General features: G+C 34.9%; 20 protein-coding genes. 2 read left to right on the top strand and 18 right to left on the bottom strand.

Annotated elements, in window-relative coordinates; translation table 11 throughout:
* Positions 1-73: 73 nt before the first annotated feature.
* Genes CSUIS19072_RS05945 through yajC form a run of 14 tightly spaced genes read right to left on the bottom strand, consistent with a single transcriptional unit; the run spans position 74 to position 15,096 of the window.
* Complete coding sequence (locus CSUIS19072_RS05945) at positions 74-748, bottom strand: 3-methyladenine DNA glycosylase (protein WP_086293601.1); 675 nt, start codon at positions 746-748, stop codon at positions 74-76.
* Positions 735-1,484, bottom strand: a complete 750-nt coding sequence (locus CSUIS19072_RS05950; protein WP_086293602.1) for a DUF815 domain-containing protein — start codon at positions 1,482-1,484, stop codon at positions 735-737. Before CSUIS19072_RS05950 ends, CSUIS19072_RS05945 begins: the two co-directional genes overlap by 14 nt.
* Complete coding sequence (locus CSUIS19072_RS05955) at positions 1,484-2,071, bottom strand: putative metalloprotease CJM1_0395 family protein (protein ID WP_086293603.1); 588 nt, start codon at positions 2,069-2,071, stop codon at positions 1,484-1,486. Before CSUIS19072_RS05955 ends, CSUIS19072_RS05950 begins: the two co-directional genes overlap by 1 nt.
* Positions 2,068-5,016: a DEAD/DEAH box helicase gene (locus tag CSUIS19072_RS05960; protein WP_086293604.1), complete on the bottom strand. Its 2,949-nt coding sequence runs from the start codon at positions 5,014-5,016 to the stop codon at positions 2,068-2,070. Before CSUIS19072_RS05960 ends, CSUIS19072_RS05955 begins: the two co-directional genes overlap by 4 nt.
* Positions 4,997-5,416 (bottom strand): bactofilin family protein, encoded by a 420-nt coding sequence (locus CSUIS19072_RS05965; protein WP_086293605.1) that lies wholly within the window; start codon positions 5,414-5,416, stop codon positions 4,997-4,999. Before CSUIS19072_RS05965 ends, CSUIS19072_RS05960 begins: the two co-directional genes overlap by 20 nt.
* Positions 5,365-6,258 (bottom strand): M23 family metallopeptidase, encoded by an 894-nt coding sequence (locus CSUIS19072_RS05970; protein WP_086236894.1) that lies wholly within the window; start codon positions 6,256-6,258, stop codon positions 5,365-5,367. Before CSUIS19072_RS05970 ends, CSUIS19072_RS05965 begins: the two co-directional genes overlap by 52 nt.
* A complete protein-coding gene (locus CSUIS19072_RS05975) occupies positions 6,248-7,411 on the bottom strand; it encodes a Mur ligase family protein (protein WP_086293621.1) in 1,164 nt (387 codons plus the stop codon). The genes CSUIS19072_RS05970 and CSUIS19072_RS05975 overlap by 11 nt, the downstream gene beginning before the upstream one ends.
* On the bottom strand, positions 7,411-8,946 hold the full coding sequence (locus tag CSUIS19072_RS05980; RefSeq protein WP_086236895.1) for a GGDEF domain-containing protein: 1,536 nt from the start codon (positions 8,944-8,946) through the stop codon (positions 7,411-7,413). Before CSUIS19072_RS05980 ends, CSUIS19072_RS05975 begins: the two co-directional genes overlap by 1 nt.
* Positions 8,927-9,466, bottom strand: a complete 540-nt coding sequence (lptE, locus tag CSUIS19072_RS05985; RefSeq protein WP_086236896.1) for an LPS assembly lipoprotein LptE — start codon at positions 9,464-9,466, stop codon at positions 8,927-8,929. The genes CSUIS19072_RS05980 and lptE overlap by 20 nt, the downstream gene beginning before the upstream one ends.
* A gap of 1 nt (position 9,467) precedes the next feature.
* Positions 9,468-11,900 carry a leucine--tRNA ligase gene (gene leuS, locus CSUIS19072_RS05990; RefSeq protein WP_086293606.1) on the bottom strand — a complete coding sequence of 811 codons (2,433 nt, stop codon included), beginning with the start codon at positions 11,898-11,900 and terminating at the stop codon, positions 9,468-9,470.
* Between the two features lie 10 nt (positions 11,901-11,910).
* Complete coding sequence (locus tag CSUIS19072_RS05995; protein ID WP_086236898.1) at positions 11,911-12,249, bottom strand: DUF6394 family protein; 339 nt, start codon at positions 12,247-12,249, stop codon at positions 11,911-11,913.
* A 9-nt stretch (positions 12,250-12,258) separates the two neighbouring features.
* The gene (secF, locus tag CSUIS19072_RS06000; protein ID WP_086236899.1) at positions 12,259-13,233 is read right to left on the bottom strand and encodes a protein translocase subunit SecF; all 975 of its coding nucleotides are present in this window, start codon (positions 13,231-13,233) and stop codon (positions 12,259-12,261) included.
* A gap of 2 nt (positions 13,234-13,235) precedes the next feature.
* Positions 13,236-14,819 carry a protein translocase subunit SecD gene (gene secD / locus CSUIS19072_RS06005; protein ID WP_086242505.1) on the bottom strand — a complete coding sequence of 528 codons (1,584 nt, stop codon included), beginning with the start codon at positions 14,817-14,819 and terminating at the stop codon, positions 13,236-13,238.
* Positions 14,806-15,096 (bottom strand): preprotein translocase subunit YajC, encoded by a 291-nt coding sequence (gene yajC / locus CSUIS19072_RS06010; protein WP_086236901.1) that lies wholly within the window; start codon positions 15,094-15,096, stop codon positions 14,806-14,808. Before yajC ends, secD begins: the two co-directional genes overlap by 14 nt.
* Between yajC and CSUIS19072_RS06015 the strand changes: the two genes are divergently transcribed.
* Together CSUIS19072_RS06015 and CSUIS19072_RS06020 are read left to right on the top strand one after the other, a co-directional pair.
* Positions 15,069-16,334, top strand: a complete 1,266-nt coding sequence (locus CSUIS19072_RS06015; RefSeq protein ID WP_086236902.1) for an apolipoprotein N-acyltransferase — start codon at positions 15,069-15,071, stop codon at positions 16,332-16,334. The two genes, yajC and CSUIS19072_RS06015, sit on opposite strands and share 28 nt — an antisense overlap.
* 137 nt (positions 16,335-16,471) lie before the next feature.
* On the top strand, positions 16,472-17,113 hold the full coding sequence (locus tag CSUIS19072_RS06020) for a hypothetical protein (protein WP_086236903.1): 642 nt from the start codon (positions 16,472-16,474) through the stop codon (positions 17,111-17,113).
* A gap of 50 nt (positions 17,114-17,163) precedes the next feature.
* On the opposite strand, the gene CSUIS19072_RS06025 is transcribed toward CSUIS19072_RS06020, so the two are convergent.
* The 4 genes from CSUIS19072_RS06025 to CSUIS19072_RS06040 are packed head-to-tail and all read right to left on the bottom strand — an operon-like array spanning position 17,164 to position 20,563.
* Positions 17,164-17,859 (bottom strand): ABC transporter ATP-binding protein, encoded by a 696-nt coding sequence (locus CSUIS19072_RS06025; RefSeq protein WP_086236904.1) that lies wholly within the window; start codon positions 17,857-17,859, stop codon positions 17,164-17,166.
* Positions 17,856-18,620, bottom strand: a complete 765-nt coding sequence (locus tag CSUIS19072_RS06030; protein WP_086236905.1) for an ABC transporter ATP-binding protein — start codon at positions 18,618-18,620, stop codon at positions 17,856-17,858. Before CSUIS19072_RS06030 ends, CSUIS19072_RS06025 begins: the two co-directional genes overlap by 4 nt.
* Positions 18,617-19,666 carry a branched-chain amino acid ABC transporter permease gene (locus CSUIS19072_RS06035; RefSeq protein WP_086242502.1) on the bottom strand — a complete coding sequence of 350 codons (1,050 nt, stop codon included), beginning with the start codon at positions 19,664-19,666 and terminating at the stop codon, positions 18,617-18,619. The genes CSUIS19072_RS06030 and CSUIS19072_RS06035 overlap by 4 nt, the downstream gene beginning before the upstream one ends.
* Entirely contained in the window at positions 19,667-20,563 is an 897-nt protein-coding gene (locus CSUIS19072_RS06040; protein WP_086236907.1) for a branched-chain amino acid ABC transporter permease, read from the bottom strand.

Genomic DNA, 20,563 nt, shown 5'->3' on the forward strand with positions numbered 1-20,563 from the left:
AAGAAACAAACCACTTAAAAAATCTACCAAAATCCCCATTTAACTGCCCATCTAAATATCTACTAAATTAATATTATAATATATCGCTAAGCTTATTAAATAAATTTAACGCAAAATCATCAAATTTAGCCCCTTTTAAGTGGCGTTTGCAAAATTCCACAATAACCCCATGATAGCGGCAAAATAGCTCATTATCGCTTATATCGCCAATTGCTTTATAAACCTCATCTCTATCAATGCTCTCTAACCACTCTTTAGTCTCTTCATAACTCTCAAACTCATACCCAAGGGCCCTTAAAATCCGATTAGTATAGCTATCAACGACCATCTCATCACGCCCACAAGCAAAGCATAAAATAGAATAAACACTCTCTAGCCCCAAGCCCTTTTGAGCTATGAGCCAATCAAAGCTAACCCTACTAGCAAACTCATCAAAGCTATCAAATTTAGTTACAATATTATTACAAAGCAGATTTAATCTCTTAGCCTTAGTGTTGTAAAATCCACTTGGCTTAATAAGCTCACTTAATATCTCAATATCTAAATTTGCTATATCATTTAGAGTTCTAACGCCATAATTTTTTAGATTATTTAAGGATTTTTCTGCGCTAGACCACTTGCTATTTTGGGTTAAAATAGCACCCACTATAACCCAAAAAGTCCCATAATCAGGCCACCAATGCCTATTTAGATTAAAATCAAACTCACAAACTTCATCAAGTGCTAAAAATAGCTCAACGCTTCTCAATATACTCCTTTGTCATTTGCCAAAACTGCTTAGCATTTCTAGGGCTTCTTACACCCTTACTAGCTGCGTATGCTAGGGCTTCATTTTTTATCCTATCTTTATTGATATTGCTACTTTCAAAAAATTTACTCACAATATCGATATACTCATCGATCCCTAACTCATAAAAGCTAATATGAAGTCCAAATCTATCAGCAAGGCTTAAATTCTCCCTGCTATTTTCCTTCTCAATGATATAATTATCGCTATTTGGTTTGCTTTTTACAAGATGTTTTAAATTGGTCGTAGCATAAAATATCACATTTGATGGGGTCGCTTGAATAGAGCCTTCAAGAAGATTTTTTAACTCAGATAATGAGCTATCTGTATTTTCAAACCCAAAATCATCGCAAAAAATAATAAATTTATATCTCTTTTTATCTCTAATTTTATCTAAAATTTTATGAAGATACTTAAGCTCTTTAGTGCTTATCTCTATAAGCCTTAAATTCATATCCATAAATTTACAAAATACAGCCCTTACAAGGCTAGATTTACCACAACCCCTCTCGCCCCATAAAAGTACATGATTTACAACATCATCATTAATAAATTTTAGCGTATTATTTACAAGCTTCTCTTTTTGCTCTTTAAGTCCTATTAAATCATCTAAATTTGTATAGGCAAGCTCACTTACGGCCTTTAATTTTCCATCTCTTACGATAGCTGCTTTGGTCTTTTTCCACTTTATTTTCACTAAAATACCCCTATTGTTTTAGATGTATAATCCACGCTTATAGCTGTGTATGGGTTTTTTAATTGCTCGTTTAGATAGTTTGTTGATTGCGAATTTTGGGTATTTTGATCGGCTTTTGCTTCTTGGGTTTGATTTTTTTGAATTTCTATCTTAGCATCAATCTCCATGCTTGTGGCCGTAGCTGCTACTTGTAAATCAGCCGCACTAGGCTGAGCTGGTGCTAGGGCGGCTCTTTTGATTTGTCCTGCTTTTTTCAATGTCTCTTCTGGCGTATTGCCTGGAGATGTGTCTATACCAACTTCACCGCCTATAGCATACATTTTATTATCTGGTCCCCTTTGGTAGCTATAGGTAGCACCAGTTGTAAGCCCAGCTCCAGCTGACATATGTGCTGCTTCGTGAGTTCTAACTTCTAAATCACGCTTTTGCAGCTGGGTAATTTGCATCTTTTGCTCTTTTGTTAGCTCATATTTACTAGCTTGATCTTGTGAATTTTGCGTGTTGCTATCATTACTTTGCTTCTCTTGCGAAATCTCTTTTTCTATAGTATAAAGTGGCTTATGGTAAGATAGCCCAGAAATAGTCATCTATTTTTCCTTAAATAGCGTAAAATTTCAGCTAAGACATCATCATCATCTTTGCTTGGCGATTTTAAAGCAACTTTTGTTCCATCGATTTTGGTTAAAGTGATATTTTGCTCATAGCTACTAACACTCTTAAATCCTTGCTGTGCTGACATAATCTTTATAACTATAATATCTAAAAACTGCTTAGTATAAATATCAAGCTTGCCAAATCTATCTTCAATCTCCCCACCAATTTCATATACTTCACTTGCTTGATTACACTTACTAAGACGCCTATAAAGCTCTAGTCTTAATCTATCTTCGCTAATTAGCTCACTATTTAAAAAGGCATTTACACTAAGTTTAATATCTACTTGAGACTCCTTTTTATCATTTTTATTTAAAAGCGAATTTATCTCATCTTCTAGCATTTTAAGATATAAAGAGTAGCCAATGGCCTCTATATGACCGCTTTGTGCTTCTCCAATTAAATTTCCGCCACCCCTAATCTCTAAATCATGATAAGCAAGCAAAGCACCACTGCCAATGAATGAATTTGACTCTAGTGCCACAAGACGCTTAAGCGCTTCATCGCTTAGCTCATCTTTATTTTCTACTAAGAAATAGCAATACCCCTGCTTAGAGCCTCTACCTACTCTACCACGGAGCTGATGTAAATCCGCAATACCAAATTTATTTGCTTCATCAATTATAATTGTATTTGCATTTGGGATATGAATTCCACTCTCAACAATGCTAGTACAAAGCAATAAATCATACTCGCCATTAGCAAATTTAATCATCTCATCTTCACTAGTTTTCGCATCAATCTTGCTATGAAGAGTAAGAATCTTTAAATTTGGCACTATATCTTTGATCTCACGCTCAATGCTTGGCATATCAGCAATTTTATTATGTAAGTAAAATATCTGCCCAGCACGGCGTAGCTCACGCATAATCGCCTCTTTAATCAAGCTTCTATCCCACTGCTTGACAAAGGTGCAAACATCTAATCTATCAAGTGGCGGCGTGGTGAGTGTGGCATAGCTTTTAATGGAGCTAAGAGCCATATTTAAGCTTCTTGGAATCGGAGTAGCTGACATAGATAATAGATGGGAGCGATCGCTAAATTCTTTTAATTTCTCTTTTTGTTTTACCCCAAATTTATGCTCTTCATCGATAATGATTAGACCCAAATTCACACTTTGAACGCTCAAAAGTGCGTGTGTCCCAATAACCACAAGTGGTTTAGAGCCCTTTAAATCAGCAAGTAATCTAGCCTTATCTTTAGCCGTGCTAAATCTATCAAGTCGCCTAACATCAATATCAAATTTACTCAATCTATCGCTTAAGCTTTTATAGTGCTGAGCACAAAGCAAGGTAGTAGGCACGAAAAATAGAGCTTGAAATCCACTTTTAACACAAGCAAATATCGCATTCATAGCTACTTCAGTCTTGCCAAAGCCTACATCGCCACTTAAGAGCATATCCATTACCTTGCCACTTCTTAAATGATTTAAAATAGAGCTTATAGCTACACTTTGATCTTGAGTGTATTCAAATCCAGCTTGTGCTTGAAAACTAGCAAATTCAGCACTATCAATATCGATTTTAACACCCTCTATCAGCTCCCTTTTAGCTGCTAGTGAGATAATCTTACTAGCGATGATAAATAGCTTCTCTTTGACTTTTTGCTTAAGCTTTGTAAAACTCGCTTTACCAAGCTTATCTAAATTTACCACCGCACCACTTCCAGCAATATACCTATCTATCATATCAAGGTGCTCTGTAGGAAGGAGCAATCTATCATCATTTTGATAAGTTAATACCACAAATTCCTTACTATTGCCAAGCACGCAAATCAGCTCAAGACCAGCAAATTTACCAATGCCATACTCACTATGAACTACAAAATCTCCGATTTTTAATTCATCTAAAACAATGCTAGTTTTCTGTCTTTTCTTACGAGAAGTAAGGCGGTTTAGGCTGATTATAAGCTCATCTTTGCTTATTAAATTTAATATTAAATCGCTTTTAATAAAACTTAAATTTGGATTTATCTCTAATCCCAAAGCCCTAAATGCACTCTCATTAGAGCTTAAAATCTCTATCTTTTTATCCTTATGAAATGCTATAAGATCACTATTAATGCTACCTTCAAAGGCTCTATATATTTTTGATTTTGGCAAGGTATCAATGCTACTAAGTTTGCTTATATCCATATCGCAATCATCGTAGTCAATCTCACAATCCTTAATAGCTTTAAACTGCTCTAAGTAATCTATAAATCCATCAATGACCCAAAAGCCAAATGAATTTAGATCATTTACCAAATTATTTGATTTGATCTCTTGTAAGCTATCTAAAGTGCTCTTAAACTCACTATCGCTAAGTGCTGCTACATATGGAGTAATCGTAATGCTCTCTTCATTGCTAATGCTCTTTTGGGTAGCGGGGTCAAATCTGCGAATACTCTCTACTATATCAATATCTAGTGTAATTCTACAAGGCTGCTCATCTCCAACGCTAAAAATATCGATTATATCGCCACTAACCCTTATCTCGCCCCTACTTTCTACAATATCAACAAATGTATATCCATACCCTAGCATCTCATCTTTAAAGCTATTTAAGTCGATGGTATCAGCGAAATTTATCTTTTTTACCTTTAGCTGATTTGCGTTTGGGAGTTTATTTAGGATTGTTCTAAATGGGGAGATTATAAGTTTATTTGGATTTGTGCTTAGATGAAATTCGCTCAAAGCCTTGCTAATATCTAAAAGCTCGCTATTAAAAGCTCTTAAATCATCGCCGTTTTTAGCTCTAAAATCAGGAAGGATAAAGCACTCACGCCCAGCATAACTAGCTGCAGCGTAAGCTTTGAGCGCATCTTTATCATCGCTAACAATTAAAATTTGAAACTGATCTTTATGGGTTTTAAAAAACTCATATACCCTTGATTGCACCACTTTCCTCTGTGTCAATTATCTCTAAATTTTCTAAAGATCTCATAGAGTCTGAGGCTTTGATCGAATTTTTACCATCAAATCTACCGCCAGTTTCTATACTTAAGCTACCTGAGCATATATCGCCTAGCACAAATCCACCGCTTAAAATCTCAACTGAATCAGAATCGATATTACCCTCAAAAACGCCATTTATCACAACTTTAGAAGCTGTGATAATCCCAGTAACTTTACCATTTTTACCAATTACAACTGTGTTGCTAGATTTAATCATACCATCTACATGCCCTTCTATGTATAAAACCGAACTGCAAGCCAACTCCCCTTTTATATAAGCACCTTCTGATATTATGGTTGTTTCAGAGTTAAATTTGCCACTGCCTTTACTAAAGACTGCCATGATACTCTCTTCTCCTTTTGAAATATTTCTTCGTAATTTTTTCTATTCCAATTAATAAAATTTGCTGGATCTAGTGGTCTTTGCACAAACCTAATCTCATAGTGTAAATGCGGGCCTGTGCTTATACCAGTATTACCACTATAGCCTATTAAATCTCCTTTTTTAACAAACTGCCCCTCTTTGACAACATCTTTCCTTGATAGATGGGCAAATCTAGTCTTAAAGCCAAAATTATGCTCTAAAACCACCAAATATCCATATCCGCTAACTATATTAAACCCAGCTACTTGCACCACTCCATCAGCGGGTGCATATACTGGAGTTCCAATTGGCGCTCTAAGATCAATACCTTGATGTAAGTGTCTATGACCTAAAACTGGGTGAATTCTCCAGCCAAACTCAGCCGTTACACCACCATCTTCCATCACTTTACCATTTGGAATCATCGAAAATAGTATATTTTGCTGCTCTACTGTAAGCTTAATATTTTCTAATCTATCATCTATTGTAGTGCTATTTGCCTCATCATTTAGCCCTATTTGCTCTTCTAAAAGAGAAATTTTATCCTCGATTGCTATTAGCTCCTCTTCTTTAGTGGAGAGCTTTTGCTTCATCTTTTCATACTCTAAATTTAAACTCTCGCTACTGCTTATTAGCTCCTCTTTGGTCTGCCTAAGAGCATTTGTCTCATCTTGTAAATAGCCCATATATAAAGCCCCAAAGACAAAAATCAATAATAAAATAGCAAAAATATATATAAAAATTTTCTTTAATACCTGACTTAATAGATAGTTTCTAGAGCCATTAACATCAGTTATGGTAACTACAATCTTATCTTTCAATCTCTTCCTTAATAAAATTTTCTACTAACATAAACGATCCAAAGAGTAAATAACGCTCTTTTTCATCAAGATTTTTAAACTCAAAGCACTTAATTTTAAGCTCTTTTGAAAGCTCAATAATCCTATCTACTGCTAATTTTCTATTTTGACTTGGATAATTATAAACCAAAATTGTATCAATAAAAGGCTTTAAGCTTGATAAAACTCCAAAAATATCTTTATCATCAAAGGCATTATATATCAAATTTACCCTATCCCAGCCTATATCTTGTAGATATTTTGCTATGGCTTTAGCTGCGTGGGGGTTATGGCCGACATCTGCTATTAGATTATCCTTTATCCTTTGGCATCTGCCAATTAAGCTTAATTTATCTAAATTTAAAATTATATTATCCAAATTCTCTACACCCAAAATGTGAGCCGCATTTGCCGCTAAGCTTAGATTCATCTTTAAAAACTCAGGCAAATTAAATCTCTTAGCATACTCATCAATGCTACTTTGAAATATATCGCTTTGGAATATTAAATTTGTATTTTTACTCTTAGCAATCTCTTTAGCTATATCTTTACAGGCAAATTCGCTACTAACCAAAGCCACCCCTCCCATCGCATTAAGCTTGGTTGTAGCAATCTTACTAAGAGTATCCCCAAGCATATCAGTATGATCTAAGCCAATTGGCGTAAAAATGCTAAGGATTTTATCAAAGGCGTTAGTAGCGTCATACTCACCACCCATTCCAGCCTCCATAATAAGATAATCATACCCATCAAATAGAACTCCAGCCATCAAGGTTGCCCACTCAAAATAGCTTAAACTCTCTATCATCTGATTTGCGTTATCAAAGGAGTTAAAAATATCTAAAAGCTTAATGTGAGCTAAATTTAATCTATCTTTATCAATGACTTCACAACTACTATAAAATCTCTCACTAAAATCAAATATATGCGGACTACTATAATGCGCTACTTTTTTACCACTAGAAGAGAGAATTTGAGTAAGAAATCTGCCAGTACTACCCTTGCCATTAGTGCCTAATATATGGATAATTGGTGGCGTATTTAGCTTAATTTGTTTAAAAATCCTAGGAAATCTCTCATAATCAATCTCTTTATAATAAATAGGCTTTGAGCTTAGGAATTTCTCATAATCCATCAAATCGCTTTTATGCAATTTAACCCCTCGCTTCTGGCTGATTTTAATCTCAAATTTGCCCTTTGTATCATATCAGTTTGGTTATTTGCACTAGATCTAATGGCAATTCCACAGCTAGCACCTACTATGATATGCTCATTTTTATATCTAAATTTATACCCTGAAATATCATTTAACATCATTTGGGCTAAATTCACACAACCATTTGTATCCAAATTTGCTACTAATATCACAAACTCATCTGTATTTGTCCTAGCGATAAATTCGCCATTTAAACAGCGATTTTGTATAATTTTAGCCATTGTAGATAAGATAGCATCTTTAGCATTTGCCCCATATTTAGCACTAGTATCATCTAAGCCATTAATCCCAATAATCATAATAGCATAATCCACGCCATATTTTAAATTAGCCTCTTCAATGCTAGCTAGCTCCATCTCAAAGCTACTTTTATTATTTAACCCTGTTATCTCATCTTTTTGAATATTAGCCCTAGCTATCATCTCTTCAAGCTCTTTTACTCGCTCTTTTAGATTATTTATAACCTTACTATCATCGCTTAATTTTGAGCCCATCGCTTTTATCTCGCTACGAAGGCTATTTGATGTATTTTGCAATTTTAGCTTTATGGTATTATAATCATCAATTGAAGTGATACTATCCATATCAAAAATAGCACTATCAACCATACTGCCATTATCTAAAAGCGTCGTGGCAAAATCTTGAATTTGGGTATTTAAACTATTTAATATCCCATCTAAAATAGCAATTTTATGCTTTATCTCATTTTGGTCAAGCCTAACTCTTTTTAAGATACATCTCTTAATATCATCTTCCATAGCTGGGCTACTAAGCAAGGCTGGATCTTGCCTTAAATGCTCGCTAACTGCGGCTATATCATCATCGGCACTTGGTGCTATAGATGGGACTAAAGCCGCTATAAGTAGATCGCAAATTTTAAGATATTTTAAATCTTGTTCTTTAGAATTATCTTTAAATTTCTCTATTTTAGAGATTATGCTCTCTATATCATCGCTTTGTTTTATCCCATATTTTTCTAATCTTTTTATATAGTTATCATCAAAATGCGAAACAAAATCAAACCAACGATCTCTAATCAAATTTAAACTATCTACGCTTATTACACCATCTAGCATAGAGATACTTGAATTTGCTAAATCCTTAGCTTTGGTATTATGTAATAAATTTATAGCGTGTAAAATTCGCTTTAAAAGCATCGTTTGAGCTAGACTAATCTTAGTAATATCAGTTGGATTAGCACGATTTAGTCTAGAGCTAATGAAAGCAAAAAGCTCATCAATATTTCTTACATTCATCTTTTTTAGCTCATTTTGATAGCTTTGATCTAGCTTGGATATATAATTTTCTAGCTTCTTACACTCCATCGCACTAAGACCCCTTCTAGCTGCTGCAGCACAAAAAAGAGTGTGATAATTATCAGGAGTTAGGGTGATTTTCTTTTGACTTGCTTCTTGAAATACATCTTTTATAACATCAGATATTAGACTTGCCATCTAAAAGACCTTGCATAGCTAACTTGCTTATAAATTCATCAAAACTTTGAAGTGAGGCATTTGTAATAGCGTCAAATCTCTCACTATCGCTAATAACACTATCGGTAAATCGCTTATCATTAAGCCTTCTTGTTACACGAAAATCATAATCCCCACTAGCTAAAATACTCTTAATATTGCCATTTTTTTGCTTTAATCTATACTCCATAATCAAATTTGCCTTATATGCAGTAGCATAGCCAAACTGGTCATATGAAATAGCGGTAAATGTCAGCGATTTTATAGATGCGATAATTATACTCTCAGCTAGATCTTTTGATACTAGATCAGTCCCAAGGCGTCTTAACATAGCAGATTTTATACCATCTTTTATATTTACTGAGCTCTCTGGGTCAATCTTGCTAATAATCACATCAATCCAAACACTACCACCCAAAACATCTCTAGCAGCCACGCTAGATGGCTTATACCCACAACCCACAATCAAAAAAGTTAGCAATAAAATGGCAAATAGTCTCACTTTAGCCCTTTATAACGATATTTACAAGTTTATTTGGTACATAAATTTCTTTTACTATTTGTGCTTGTGCGATCCACTTAGATACTGCGACTTTGGCTTGAGCAATTATCTCTTCATTGCTTAAGCTCTTATCTACTTCGATTTGGGCTCTTCTTTTGCCATTTATAGTAATTACTAAATTTATTATATCACTATCAAAAACCTCGCTTTTTAACTCAATTTTTCTAAAATTTTTAAGCCCAAATAGCTTGCTACTAAGCTCCCAACAAATATGCGGGATAATTGGCTCTAGTAAATTTAAAATTATATAGTAGCCCTCTGTCCATATATCTTTATTGTTTTGAGCATTTAGGGCATTTAGAGCCTCCATACAAGCTGCGATTAAGGTATTAAAAGCAAAGCTACTCTCAAAAACATCGCTTGATTTTTTAAGCGCTTCATAGACCTTTAATCTTGCGTATTTTTCATCTTTATCTAAATTTGAGTGATTTATATCTGGGATTTGCTCTGTTTTATAGGCATTTACACTTCTATCACAAAGCCTATTTATAAACTTAAACGCACCCTCAACGGCACTATCATTCCACTCAAGCTCCTTTTGTGGAGGGGCTGCAAAGAGTATAAATAGCCTTGCTGTATCAGCACCATATTTAGCGATAATATCATCAGGATCAACTGTATTTCCCTTGCTCTTACTCATCTTAGCACCATCTTTTAAGACCATACCTTGAGTAAGCAAACTAGCAAAAGGCTCACTATCACGCAAATATCCAAGATCTCTTAAAACTTTCTGAAAAAATCTAGCGTATAAAAGATGAAGTATAGCATGCTCTATCCCACCGATATATTGATCTACGCTCATCCAGTAATCAACGCTTTTTTTATCTATGGCTACTTTTTCCCAAGTTTTCTCATCACTTGCATATCTAGCAAAATACCAGCTACTTTCAAAAAATGTATCCATAGTATCGGTTTCTCTTTTAGCTTGATTACCGCATTTAGGGCATTTGCAGTTTTTAAAATTTGGATGCTTATCTAGCGGATTTCCCTCCCCAGTGATAACCACATCATCAGGCAATAAAATAGGCAAATTTTCAAGCTTTTGGGCTACAATTCCGCATTTATCACAATGCACCATTGGTATAGGCGCACCCCAATATCTCTGCCTAGAGATACCCCAATCTCTTAATTTGTAGTTTGTAACCTCTTTGCCAGTATTATTATTTTGAAAATAATTTATAATAACCCTACTAGCCTCTTCATACTCCTTGCCATTTATCATATTAGAATTTATATGCTTACCACTTTTTTGAATATATGGCAACTCATCGCACTCTATTACCTTCTTAATAGGCAAATTAAATTTAATAGCAAACTCATAATCCCGCTCATCATGCGCTGGAACTGCCATCAATGCCCCATGACCATACTGAGCTAATACGAAATTAGCACACCATATCGGCACTAGCTCTTTGGTTAGTGGATGGATAGCATTAATACCTAGATATACCCCATCTTTATCGGCTATTTGACGCTCTTTAGGGCTTTGATTTAACATAGATTTAATCTTATCTTTTATATCTGTGCTAATAAATTCGCTATTTAATAATCTCTTTATAATATCATGCTCGGGTGCTAAAGCACAATAGCTAACACCATAAATAGTATCTGGTCTAGTGGTAAAGACCATAAATCCATCATTTTTAACTATCTCTTTACTACTATCATCAAACTCAAATTTAAACTCAAGCCCATTGCTCTTTCCTATCCAATTCTCTTGCATAGTAATAACCTGGCTTGGCCATTTGTCCTCTAAATCCTTTAAACACTCTAAAAGCTCATTGGCATATTCAGTTATTTTAAGATAGTATCCTGGCATCTCTTTTTGGACTACTTCATGCCCACATCTCCAGCATTTGCCATCTTCGACTTGCTCATTTGCTAAGACGGTTTGGTCATTTTCACACCAATTTACTACAGCTGATTTGCGATATACTAAGCCTTTTTCATACATTTTTATAAAAAACTCTTGCTCCCACTTTGTATAAAGTGGATCGCTTGTAGCTAGTAATCTCTTTTTAGAGAAGCTAAACCCCAAAGAATCAAGCTCTTTTATCATATAATCAATATTTTCATAAGTCCATTTCTTAGGATGGATTTTATGCTTTATAGCAGCATTTTCTGCTGGCATACCAAAGCTATCAAAGCCCATTGGCTGAAGGACATTAAAGCCTTGATTTCTATAGTATCTAGATAGGGCATCTCCTATACTATAGTTTCGCACATGCCCCATATGGAGCCTACCGCTTGGATATGGAAACATTGATAAAATATACTTTTTAGGCAAATTATAATCATCTTTAGGCTCACTATAACCGCTATCTCTCCATGCGCTTTGCCATTTATACTCTATATCTTTAGCTATGTATTGCATTTATTTATCCTTAGAATTCATCTCTAGTTTTATACGCTTCTATCAATATTAAAATAATAGAAAATATATTTGCCAAAATCGCACCAATAACTAGCGTATATACCATACTTTGACTATAGCCAGTTATAAGCAACACAAAAGCAGGAATTAGATGTAAATCAGCCACCAATGAACTAGCAAAAAGCTCAGCTGCAAGTAGGTTTCTTACCCCTACTTTAAGCAAGGTAGAGATCAAATTTATACTAGCAGCGATAAATAACGCAACAGCATTATCCTCAAATAAAAAACCAGCCGTAGTAGTCAAGCTCATAAGTGCAAAAAATGTAAATATAACCTTACCCCAATCCATATAAACTCCTTATAATCTACCTTTTTCATACATAGCGCGAATTTTCTCTTTCTCTTTCTTTCTTAGCTCTTTAGCAACCATTAAAGCTCTATACTCTTCAACACTAAATCTAAACCAACTAAGCATAGGCGCAGCGATAAAAACTGAGCTAATAGTCCCAATCAAAATTCCAATTATCATAATAATAGAAAAGCCATGTATCATATCTCCACCATAGAAAAATAGCGTAATAACGGCTAAAAGTGTGGTAACTGATGTCATCAAAGTCCTAGAAAGAGTAAGCGATACAGACTCATTAATCACGCCAAATAGCTCTATAAATTTACTCTCTTTAACCCTCTCTCTAATCCTATCAAAAATAATGATAGTATCATTTAGCGAGTAGCCAAGAACGGTTAAAATCGCCGCAAGGGTATCTAAATTTACATCAATACTAAGCAAACTAATAGCCCCAAGCACTATAACCACATCGTGAATTTCGCTAAATATAGCAGCTAGAGCAAATCTCCACTCAAATCTAACACCAAGATATATAAGTATAAGCACAAGAGAGACAATCACAGCCATTATCCCCTTCTCTCTTAGCTCACTACCGATTTTTGGCCCTACCACATCAACTCTGCGAATCTCAAATTCTCCACTACCTTTAAGCATATCAGCCACAAAAGCCCCAGGATTATTACCCAAACTATCGCTAGTTGTGGTATATCTAATGGTGATTTCACTAGCTGAGCCAAACTCAGTTATACTAGCATTTTTTAAAATTTCATTACTAGAAAATTTATCTCTAATCAAATCTATTGGCGCATCTTTATCATGATATTTAACCTGAATTAGTGTCCCACCAGCAAAGTCAATCCCATAATTTAACCCCTTGGTAAATAAAAGAGCAATAGAGCCAAAAAATAGCGTAGCAGAGATGGCAAACATAACCCATCTAATACCCATAAAATTATATATTTTACCCTTATCAAATATCTGCATTATTAGCCCCTTTTAATCCTATAACCAAACCAAAGCACACTACTACCTCTTTCTATCTTACGGCTTAAAAACTCAAACATACCATGAGTGCCTAAAATCGCAGTTAGCATAGAAGCGATGATACCGATACTCATAGTTACAGCAAAGCCTTTTACTGGTCCAGTCCCATAAGCATATAGGGCAGCTGAAGTTATAAGCGTAGTTAAATTTGAATCAACAATCGCACTCATAGCATTTTGATATCCCTTTTGGATACAAGTATGTATATTGTGTCCCTCTTTTAAAAGCTCCCTAATACGCTCATTTATAATGACATTTGCATCAACTGCCATGCCTATAGTTAGTAGTATCCCAGCCATACCAGGAAGTGTAAGCGTCGCACCAAATAACGCCATAACCGCTATAAGTAGCAATATATTTACAACCAAAGCAATATTAGCCAAAACTCCAGCTAAGCCATACACTAAAACCATAAATAATAAAACCAAAACAGCCCCTAAAGATAGAGCTATCATACTTTGATCGATGCTTTGCTGACCTAGGCTTGGGCCTATACTTCTTTTTTCTTCCAAATTTACAGGTGCTATTAAGGCTCCACTTCGTAAAGCTATAGCTATATCACGAGCCTCTTCAATGCTAAATCCACCGCTTATTTGACCACTTCCACCGCCGATTCTCTCATTAATAGATGGGGCTGAATATACTCTATTATCTAAGACTATAGCAAGTCTTTTGCCTACATTTGCCCCAGTAAAATCACCGAATTTAGCAGCCCCTTGAGCATTTAGGGTGAAATTTATAATTGGCATATTTGTTTGATTATCAAATGCCACCCTAGCATCTACTAGCATACTTCCATCTAAAATTGGAATTTCATTTACCAAATACTTATATCTTGGATTTTTAGCATCGCTTAATAATAGATCTCCATAAGCTGCGGCCTCATCTTCATTCATAGTTTGAGCTATATCTTGACGCTTTTCATCAACTGCCATTAGCTGTAAGTGGGCTGATTTTGCTATCAAATCCATAGCCCTTTGCTCATCAGCAGCACTCTTAATACCAGGAAGTTCAACTAAAATTTTATCCTCTCCTTGCTTAATCACCGTAGGCTCAGCTAAGCCAAATTGATCTAAGCGGTTTCTAATAGTCTCTACAGCTTGATCTACTGCGTATTTAGAGGTATCGATCTTCTCTTGTGGGGTGAGCAAAACTCTATAATTCAATCCATCTTTTTGCACCTCTACACCGCTGATTTTAGTCAAAATTTCATCTAATCTCTTAGCATCATCTCCATCTAAAAGCGATATATTAATGCCATTTTCATCAGCTTTTAATCTATCTACTAATATATCATTTTTATCGGTATCATACTTTATAGCTGAGGCTATTGTTTTGATTTTAGAGATTATTGCAGACTCTGTTTGGACGCTTAAGAGCATATACAAACCGCCTTGTAGATCTAGTCCTAGGCTTACCTTTTTACCATTTTGACTATCAGTGAAGCTTGGCATAGAAAAGAATATGCCAAACGCAAAAGCAAGGATAAAAACTATAAGCCTGTAAGTTATCCTACTTCTCATCATTAGACTCTATTTTGTCTAATTTTTTGGCGACAAAATTTCTATCAATGCGGACAATTACATCATCATTAAGTTTAACTTTGATAAAATCATCTTCTGGTTTTATGACCTCGCACACTAAGCCTCCATTTGTTACGATTTTATCGCCTTTTTGGAGATTGGCTAGCATATTTTTATGCTCACGCTGCTGTTTTTGCTGTGGTCTAATAACTAAAAAATAGAATATTGCGAACAATACAACAAGGGGTAATAATGAAGTTAGCATTGAATTTTCTGCCATGTGGATCCTTTAAGAAAAAATTAGTTGATTATTTTACATTAAAATTTATAATAAAAGGCTTTATAATATCTATTTTACTCTCGCTTTTTATATTTTTAGATCTACTAAATTTAAAATATATTGCAAATTTAGGTCTAATTAGTGCAATTTTAGGTCTATATCTATTATTAAAAAATGATAGAAAAATTTGGTTTTGGAGTGGGTTTTTTATCGGATTATTTTGGTTTTACTGGATTAGCTTTAGTTTGATTTATTATAATTTTAGCTATCTTATACCTATTGAAATTTTGGGAATTTGCTTAATATATGGCTTTATATTTTTGGCTATTGGTTGGCTAGAAAATATATATATTAAGGCGATTTTCTTGCTTTTTGCTAATCTCATTGCCCCTTTTGGCTTTGATTGGTTAAATTTTCAATTAATCTTTATAGATACCCCGTTTATCCCATCTATATATACCCTTGCTTTGGTGATAATCTGCCTTATTATAGCTATTAAATTTAATGGATATTTTGGGGTTATATTGCTTATTTGCTCCCTTATGATTAGCTACAATAAACCAGCCAAATATGAGAGTTTGCCATTTGATATTTCGCTTATTAGCACAGATCTTAGCCAAGATCAAATTTGGGATCGCAACACAAAAGATAAGATTATCAAAAGCAATCTTGATATAATCGACCTAGCTATCCAAGATGGCTCTAGGGCTGTGGTGCTGCCTGAGAGTGCCTTTCCGCTATTTTTAAATAAAAGCCAAATTCTACTTAGTGAGCTTAAGCAAAAATCCCACCAAATAGCCATAATAGCTGGAGCCTTAGGGGTTAGCGATAATAAGCTTTATAACTCAACATATATATTTGATAAAGGGGAATTTCAAAGGCTTGATAAGCTCATTTTAGTCCCATTTGGCGAGGAGATCCCGCTGCCAAATTTCATTAAAAATCCTATTAATACCCTATTTTTTGGCTCTGCGGTGGATTATAGCAAGGCTAATGGGGTAAGTGATTATGAGATTGATGGAGTAAAGATTAGAAACGCCATCTGCTACGAAGCTACTAAAGATGAGCTATTTAAGAATGATCCTAAATTTATGATAGCTATTAGCAATAATGCGTGGTTTAGCCCATCTACCCAGCCAAATTTACAAAGCAAACTACTAAAATTAATGGCATTTAAGCATAAAACCACGATATATCATAGCATAAATGGCAGCTTAAGTCAGTTAATCACCCCATAAAAGTTACCATAAGTAACACAATATTGAAATATTATAAATTTTTATCTTATTTTATTAAATTTAAGCTTAGATTAATGGGGGGGTATAGTGAAGTTATGAATTTTTAATTCAAATTTTATTATACAAGGGGTTTTTCTATGACAAACATAGTTAAATTTGGTGCTGCGGTTGTAGCAGCTACAGCTATTTTAAGCAGCAATGCAGTAGCGCAAAGCGTATTTGTAGGGGTTGAGGGTGGTTTCTTACAAAGCAGAACAACATTAGATGAAATTTTCCCTTCAACTATTGATGATCCAAGTGATACTTCAGTTGAGCTTGGGTTAAAAGGTGGTTATGACTTTGATACTTTTAGAGTTTGGGGTGGATACTCATACAGAACTAAAGGTAGTGAAGATTATAATCTAAGAGATGGCGCGGATTTCATAGATGGTAAATTTAGTTGGCAAACTCACAATATCTTAGTAGGTGCTGACTACACTCCACTACTAAGCGATAATCTCAAACTAGCTCTTGGTGCTTATACTGGCATTTCATTTGTTAAGGGAGAATTCTCAGGTCAAGCCCAATATACTTCAGGTATCTATACATATACCTTAGATAATTCATCAACAACTGGCACAGGTGCATTAATCGGTCTAAAAATTGGTGGTATCTATGAAGTTGTCAAAAATAATGAGATTGAATTTGGCGTCAAAGGGGATTATCAAACAACCGGTATAGACGAATTTGATAATATACTAAATTATGGCGTATATGTAGGATATAACTACAAATTTTAATAAACGGGGCGTTAATCTGCCCCCATATTTACTTTAAATTCTAAGATTTATCAAGCACCAAGATACTTCTTGCGAATTTCATCATTATTAGTCATATCTTTTGATACTCCCTCCATTACTATATGACCATTTTCTAACACATAGGTATAATCGCTGGTTTTTAGGGCTAAAAAAGCATTTTGCTCTACCAAAAGTATAGTAATGCCCTCTTCTTTTAATCTCTCTATAATATCAAAAACTTCCCCAACAATCTTAGGAGCTAGTCCAAGGCTTGGCTCATCTAGCATTAAGAGCTTTGGCTCACTCATTAAAGCTCTAGAAATAGCAAGCATTTGAGCCTCTCCACCGCTTAGAGTTCCAGCTAATTGATCTCTTTTATGCTTTAATCTAGGAAATAGCTCATACATAGCATCTCTTAAATGCTCATAATTTTCATCATTATTAAAAGCCCCCATTTTAAGATTTTCTTCTACGCTTAGATTTATAAAGACTCTTCTACCTTCTGGGACTAGGGCTATTCCTTGCCTTACTATAGTGTGAGTCTTATGTCTGCTAGTATCATAGCCTAAGAAATTTATCTCTCCGCTTCTTTTAACTGAGTTTATAAGTGCATTTAGTGTGCTAGTTTTACCCGCACCATTTGAGCCAATTAAGCTTACTATCTGACCTGTTTGAACTGAAAAGCTAATCCCCTTTACAGCCTCGATCATACCATAATAAACATGTAAATTTCTAACATCTATCATTGTATAAAATCTCCCAAATACGCACTTATAACATCTTTGTGATTTACTGCTTCAGATGGAGAGCCAGTAAAAATCACCCTTCCATAATCAAGCACCAAAACCCTATCGCACAAGCGATTTACAAATTTCATATCATGCTCGATTAATAAAATCGATAATCCATCTTTAGCCCTAAGATCAAATATCAAATCTGCTAGCTCATCACTCTCGCTAGGATTCATTCCAGCTGCTGGCTCATCTAATAATAGTAGCTTTGGATTAGTAGCTAGCGCTCTTGCTATCTCGACTTTACGCTGAGTTCCATAGCTTAGATTTTTTGCAAATTCATTAGCGTATCTAATAATCCCCAAACGCTCTAAAATTTCCATAGCTCTATCCTTGGCTAATTTTTCAGATCTTGCAAATCTACCAATATGCAAGCAAGCCTCTAAAAAGCTATATTTAGTAGATGAATTCAGTCCGATTAGGACATTTTCAACCACACTCAAAGAGCCAAAAAGGCGTATATTTTGAAATGTTCTAGCGATACCTAAATTTACAATTTTATTTGGTTTAATCCCATTTAGGATTTTATTATTAAATTTAATCTCACCCTTGCTTGGCTCATAGGCACCAGTAATTATATTAAACATAGTAGTTTTTCCAGCACCATTTGGACCGATAAGACCGAAAATTTCGCCACTTTTAATGCTAAAGCTTGTCTCTTTAATAGCCTCAACCCCACCAAAATTTTTAGAAATTTTATTTAATTGTAATATCATTTGTCGCTACCTTTACGCCTAAATAGATCACCTAGCTCCATCTGACCCATAATGCCCTTTCTAGCAAATAGCATAACAAATATAAGCACCAAAGAAAATACCACCATTCTAAGCCCTGGATAAGCATCTGTTTGATACCCAAATATATTCATCGGTTCATCTAAGAATCTAAGCCACTCGCTACCGCCGATGACAAGTATCGTCCCAATAATCGCTCCAGTAGTGCTACCAAGTCCGCCAAGCACAATAATAATAAGCAATAAAAAAGTAAACATAAATGTAAATTGATCTGGACTCACGCTACCTAATAGCCCTACAAGCAAGGCCCCACCCATACCCTCAAAAAACGCACTAACGCAAAATGCGGTAGTCTTAGTAGCAAAGGCGTTGATCCCCATAGCAATGGCCGCATCTTCATCATCTCTTACAGCTTTCATGGCTCTACCAAATTTAGAATAGACTAAATTTAATATCACAATAGTAGCTATAATAGCCAGTCCTCCACTATAAAATATATTAGTAAAGCGGCTCAAATCTCCATTTTCACCTACTTTCATTACCTCATTTAGCCCAATTGAGCCATTAGTAAATGCTGGGAAATTCACAGCTAATAGCTGGATTATAAAGCCAAATCCCAAAGTAACAATAGCTAAATAATCACCCCTAACCCTAAATACAGGCATAGCAAGAATCAAAGCAAGCAAGGTAGCACAAATACCGCTTACAAACATAGCTAAAATAAAATTGCTAGTATATAGAGCTAGTATAATACCAGATGGCTCAGCAGCATCGAATTGATATACTTTAGAATCGGCATTTAATAATAAAATAGCCGCTACATATGCCCCCACAGCCACAAATCCATTTGGCTCAAGGCTAAACTGACCAGTTACGCCATTTATAAGGTTGTAGCTAATAGCAAGAGTTATGAAAATAGCGATATTATTGATAATTCCTAAACTATACTCGCTAAAATATCTATCACAAAAAAATAAAAACCCAATAGCCAAAATAGTAGCTATCCAAAATTTAAATTTACCCACCATCTAAAACCTACTCTTTTCAAAATTAATCCCAAGAATTCCAGTTGGCTTAAATAATAAAACTAGGATTAAAAATATAAACGCAAATGCATCTTTAAATCCTGCAAGATCTGGAAATAAAGCCACAGCCACAACCTCGCTAAATCCTATAATAAATCCACCAAGCACAGCTCCGCCGACACTCCCAATGCCTCCAAGCACAGCTGCCCCAAAAGCCTTAAGCCCTATCAAAACGCCCATCAATGGATCAATACTAGGATAATTAATAGCCCAAAATACTCCGCCAATAGCCGCTAGAGATGACCCAAGAGCAAATACAATTGATATGATTAAATTCGCATCAATTCCCATCAAATTCACAGTGCTAATATCAAAAGCCAAAGCTCTAATAGCAATGCCATATTTGGTTTTATAAAGTATATATAAAACTATACAAAGCAAAAATATAGTAATCACAGGGACAAATATCGCACTAACAGGCAAGGTAATGGGGCCAATCTCTACAATATTTTCAAAAAAAGATGGAACGCTAAATGATCTAGGTATCCCGCCAAATACAACTTGAAATATATTTTCTAATAAAAAGCTAATCCCAATAGCTGTGATTAATAGTGAAATTCTAGGTGCGGCTCTAAGAGGCTTATAAGCTATCTTATCAGTGCAAATACCTAAAATCGCAGATAAAATAACTGCAAAAATCAAAGCAAAACCAAATGGAAGCGACATACTTGTCATAGAAAATAACGCCACATAAGCCCCAACCATCATTATATCGCCGTGAGCAAAATTAATAAGCCTTAGCACCCCATAAACCATAGTATAACCAATGGCTATCAAAGCATACATAGAACCCAAGCTAAAGCCATTAACCATCTGCTGTAAAAATAGAGTTATATCCAT

This window comes from Campylobacter sp. RM19072 (assembly GCF_024723485.1).
GTDB classification, from domain to species: domain Bacteria; phylum Campylobacterota; class Campylobacteria; order Campylobacterales; family Campylobacteraceae; genus Campylobacter; species Campylobacter porcelli.

Coding starts and splice junctions, on each gene's coding strand:
- CSUIS19072_RS05955 (WP_086293603.1), bottom strand. CDS start 2,071: ATGACTATTTCTGGGCTATCTTACCATAAGCCACTTTATACTATAGAA.
- CSUIS19072_RS05965 (WP_086293605.1), bottom strand. CDS start 5,416: ATGGCAGTCTTTAGTAAAGGCAGTGGCAAATTTAACTCTGAAACAACC.
- CSUIS19072_RS05975 (WP_086293621.1), bottom strand. CDS start 7,411: ATGGATTATGAGAAATTCCTAAGCTCAAAGCCTATTTATTATAAAGAG.
- CSUIS19072_RS05980 (WP_086236895.1), bottom strand. CDS start 8,946: ATGGCAAGTCTAATATCTGATGTTATAAAAGATGTATTTCAAGAAGCA.
- leuS (WP_086293606.1), bottom strand. CDS start 11,900: ATGCAATACATAGCTAAAGATATAGAGTATAAATGGCAAAGCGCATGG.
- CSUIS19072_RS05995 (WP_086236898.1), bottom strand. CDS start 12,249: ATGGATTGGGGTAAGGTTATATTTACATTTTTTGCACTTATGAGCTTG.
- secF (WP_086236899.1), bottom strand. CDS start 13,233: ATGCAGATATTTGATAAGGGTAAAATATATAATTTTATGGGTATTAGA.
- secD (WP_086242505.1), bottom strand. CDS start 14,819: ATGATGAGAAGTAGGATAACTTACAGGCTTATAGTTTTTATCCTTGCT.
- CSUIS19072_RS06015 (WP_086236902.1), top strand. CDS start 15,069: ATGAAGTTAGCATTGAATTTTCTGCCATGTGGATCCTTTAAGAAAAAA.
- yajC (WP_086236901.1), bottom strand. CDS start 15,096: ATGGCAGAAAATTCAATGCTAACTTCATTATTACCCCTTGTTGTATTG.
- CSUIS19072_RS06020 (WP_086236903.1), top strand. CDS start 16,472: ATGACAAACATAGTTAAATTTGGTGCTGCGGTTGTAGCAGCTACAGCT.
- CSUIS19072_RS06025 (WP_086236904.1), bottom strand. CDS start 17,859: ATGATAGATGTTAGAAATTTACATGTTTATTATGGTATGATCGAGGCT.
- CSUIS19072_RS06030 (WP_086236905.1), bottom strand. CDS start 18,620: ATGATATTACAATTAAATAAAATTTCTAAAAATTTTGGTGGGGTTGAG.
- CSUIS19072_RS06035 (WP_086242502.1), bottom strand. CDS start 19,666: ATGGTGGGTAAATTTAAATTTTGGATAGCTACTATTTTGGCTATTGGG.
- CSUIS19072_RS06040 (WP_086236907.1), bottom strand. CDS start 20,563: ATGGATATAACTCTATTTTTACAGCAGATGGTTAATGGCTTTAGCTTG.